Here is a 3657-nt window from a genome sequence, read left to right as displayed (position 1 = left end):
CCGCCGGCCCGCCGGCCCGGGGGGCGCGCCCGCGGCCGCCCCGCGCCCCCCGGCGGGCCCCCCCCCCGAGTCAGCCCGCCCCCCGGGGGGGGCGGCCCGGCCCCGGGGGGGGCCCCCCCCACCGTGTTTTCACCTGGCGTGGAGCTGGGCGAGGGTCCGCTGCAGCTCGTCGCGCAGGATGCTTCCGGCCGCCTCCGCGTCCGCCCGCGTGACGGCGTCCACCAGTGCGGCGTGCCCGTCGTCGCCGTGGTTCGGGGTGCCGGAGCGCAGATCGAGCAGTTCCACCAGGTCGATCAGCCCGCGTCGCAACACCGGGACGAACTCGGTGAACAGGCCCTCGAGTACCGGGTTGTGCGCGGCGGCCACCACAGCGGCGTGCAGGGCGATGTCGGCGTCGACGAACTCGGCGTCACCGGCGCCCGCGGCGTCGCGGCGCCCGGCCAGGGCTTCGCCGAGGGCGGTGATGTCGTCGTCGGTCCGGCGTCGCGCGGCCAGTTGCGCCGCTTCGACCTCGACGAGCATGCGGACTTCGTAGACGTCGGTGATGGCCGCCTGGCGCAGCCGGGTGGACCAGTCCTCGTGGGGCCTGGTCGCGATGACGAAGACGCCGGAGCCCTGGCGTGCCTGCACCAGGCCTGCTCCGGCCAGGGCTCGGAGTGCCTCGCGGACGGTCGAGCGCCCCACGCCGAGGGATGCGGCCAGGGTGGTCTCACCGGGGATCTTCGTTCCCACGGGCCAGCTTCCGCCGGTGATCTGTTCACGCAGGCGCTCGGTGGCCTGCTCGACCAAGGGGGATGGCCGCAAGGCGTCCAGTGACACGTTCACCCTTTCCACTACCTCTCAGGTTGTCTGAGGACCTGAGTTGTCGTTAGTGTACCCGGCATGCCGCTGCGCGAGCTCCTTCTCCTCGTCCGCCGCTGCGGGGCCTGACACGACCGGCCCCCCGCAGCGGGTGTCGGGCTGCGCCGGTCACTGGACGGCCGACCGAAAGAAGTTCCGCACCATGCCAGCCTCCCTCCGGACCACGGAGTTCCCCACCCTGCGCACTCCCTCGGGCGACATCCCCGCGGACGCACCACGATGGAACCCGCAACGCCCGAGCGCGATGCCCCACCACCGCTACGAGCCCGCACAGGCGCGGGTCGCCCTCCCCCTGACGGACCGGACCTGGCCCGCACGTCACCTCGAACGGGCACCGCTGTGGGTACCGGTCGACCTGCGCGACGGCAACCAGGCACTCGCCGAGCCGATGGACACCGCACGCAAGCGCCGCATGTTCGACCTCCTCGTCACCATGGGCTTCAAGGAGATCGAGGTCGGCTACCCCTCCGCCAGCCGGACCGACTTCGACTTCGTACGCCACCTGGCACACAGCGGCGCGGTCCCCGACGACGTGACCATCTCGGTGTTCACCCCGGCCCGGCGCGACCTCATCGACCGGACCCTCGCCTCCGTCGAAGGGCTCCCCCGCACCCTCGTCCACCTCTACACCGCCACCGCGCCCACCTGGCGCGACGTGGTGCTGGGACGCTCCCGCACCGAAGTCCACCAGATGGTCAGCGATGCCGCCGCCCATCTGCTGCGAGGCGCCGAGGCGCAGCGCGGCGGCAGCGACATCCGGTTCGAGTTCTCCCCCGAGGTCTTCAACCTGACGGAACCCGACTTCGTCCTGGAGGTGTGCGACAGCCTCACCGAGCTCTGGGACGCGAGCCCGGACCGGCCGGTGATCCACAACCTGCCCGCGACCGTGGAGATCGCCACCCCCAACGTCTACGCGGACCAGATCGAGTACATGCACCGCCACCTGACGCGCCGTGACTCCGTGATCCTCTCGGTCCACCCGCACAACGACCGCGGCACGGGCGTCGCATGCGCCGAACTCGCCGTCCTGGCCGGGGCGCAGCGCGTGGAGGGCTGTCTGTTCGGCAACGGTGAGCGCACCGGGAACGTCGACCTGGTGACCCTGGCCCTCAACCTGTACGCGCAGGGCGTGAACCCGATGGTCGACTTCTCCGACATCGACGCGGTGCGCGAGGTGGTGGAGCACTGCAACCGGCTGCCGGTGCACCCCCGTCACCCCTACGGGGGCGAGCTCGTGCACACGGCCTTCTCCGGCACCCACCAGGACGCCATCGCCAAGGGCATGGCCCGTCACGCCGCGCAGGCCGTCGAGAAGGGCCTCCCCGTCGAGGTGGCTCCGTGGGCGGTGCCGTATCTGCCCATCGACCCGGGCGACATCGGCCGGACGTACGAGGAGGTCATCCGCATCAACTCCCAGTCCGGCAAGGGAGGTATCGCGCACCTCCTGCGGACGCACCACGGCCTGGACCTGCCTCAGGCACTGCGTCCGGACTTCTCCCGAACGGTGCAGCACGTCACCGACACGACCGGCCAGGAACTCTCCGCCAAGGAACTGGGGGAACTCTTCCGCACCACCTACATCACGCCCGCTCTGGAGGGCCCGGTCGCGCTGGTCTCCTGGAGCACCACGGAGACCGCCCCCGGTGAGCACCGCTTCACCGGGACGCTGCGCACCGCCGGACGGGAGCGCGCCTGCCATGGCTCCGGAAACGGACCGCTGTCCGCCCTCGCCGACGCCCTGCGTACGGCGGGGATCACCGTCGACATCCTCAGCTACAGCGAGCACTCCACCGCCACCGGAGAGGGCAGCCCGGCCGTGGCCTACACGGAGTGCCGCGTCGGCGACGTCGTCTGCTGGGGGGCGGGCCGGGACACCTCCGTCCTGACCGCATCGGTCCACGCCGTCCTGGCCGCCGTCAACCGCTCCGGGCAGGCCTGACGTGAACGCACCCGCGGTACTCCACGCCCAGGACGTGGCGGTCGTCCGCGACGGCCGTCCCATCCTGCGCGAGGTGTCGCTGACCGTGCGGGCAGGCGAGCACTGGGCACTGCTGGGAGCCAACGGGGCAGGCAAGAGCACCCTGCTCGGTCTTCTCGGCGCACTCGGCCACCCCACTCGCGGGACCGTCGACGTGCTGGGCCGGCGGCTGGGCCGGGTCGACCTGCGCGAGCTTCGCTCCTACGTCGGCCACGTCAACCCACGGCATCCGCTGAACTCACCCCTCAAGGTCCACGACGTCGTCCTGACCGGACTGACGAACACCGTCGAGCGCGTACCCCGCCAGGCACCCACCTCCGAGCAACTCGCCCAGGCCGACCGCCTCATCGGTCTGCTCGGACTCGGCGACCGACGCGCGGCACGGTGGCCGACCCTCTCCCAGGGCGAGCGGGGACGCGCACTGATCGCCCGGGCTCTCATGCCCAGTCCCCGGCTGCTGCTGCTCGACGAGCCCGCGACCGGCCTGGACGTCGCCGGACGCGAACAGCTCATCGAGCGGCTCGACACACTTCAGCGCACCTGTCCGGATCTCGCGTCCGTCCTCGTCACCCACCACTTGGAGGAACTCCCTCCCGGAACCACCCATGTGATGCTGCTGCGCGACGGGCGCTGTCTTGCGTCCGGCCCCGCCGACGAGGTGCTGACCAGCGATCAGGTCAGCAGGTGCTTCGGCCATCCCATCCGCCTGACCCGCGTCGACGGACGCTGGAACGTACGGTCCGGTCGCCCGGCGGGAGCAGGCATCGGCTGAGGACGTCGTCGCGGGCGCCGGGCTCGCCCCGCTGGGTCTGCGCCGC

General features: G+C 72.1%; 3 protein-coding genes. 2 read left to right on the top strand and 1 reads right to left on the bottom strand.

Going from position 1 to position 3657, the window contains the following annotated elements; genetic code table 11:
- Window positions 1–129: 129 nt before the first annotated feature.
- Window positions 130–819, bottom strand: coding sequence for an FCD domain-containing protein (locus ABZS97_RS43585; protein WP_356149495.1), 690 nt, complete (start codon window positions 817–819; stop codon window positions 130–132).
- A gap of 184 nt (window positions 820–1003) precedes the next feature.
- Here ABZS97_RS43585 and leuA point away from each other — a divergent pair, with 184 nt between their 5' ends.
- Both leuA and ABZS97_RS43575 read left to right on the top strand, forming a co-directional pair.
- Complete coding sequence (gene leuA, locus ABZS97_RS43580; protein ID WP_356149492.1) at window positions 1004–2800, top strand: 2-isopropylmalate synthase; 1797 nt, start codon at window positions 1004–1006, stop codon at window positions 2798–2800.
- Window position 2801: 1 nt separating this feature from the next.
- Window positions 2802–3611, top strand: a complete 810-nt coding sequence (locus ABZS97_RS43575) for an ATP-binding cassette domain-containing protein (RefSeq protein WP_356149488.1) — start codon at window positions 2802–2804, stop codon at window positions 3609–3611.
- Window positions 3612–3657 lie beyond the last annotated feature (46 nt).

Origin of the sequence: Streptomyces sp. NPDC005485 (assembly GCF_040606085.1) — a bacterium.
Taxonomy (GTDB): domain Bacteria; phylum Actinomycetota; class Actinomycetes; order Streptomycetales; family Streptomycetaceae; genus Streptomyces.
The sequence above is the reverse complement of the archived record's forward strand: the minus strand, read 5'-3'. Positions and strand labels throughout refer to the sequence as shown.

Excerpts from the sequence above, each read along its gene's own strand:
- leuA (WP_356149492.1), top strand. The coding sequence starts at position 1,004 with ATGCCAGCCTCCCTCCGGACCACGGAGTTCCCCACCCTGCGCACTCCC.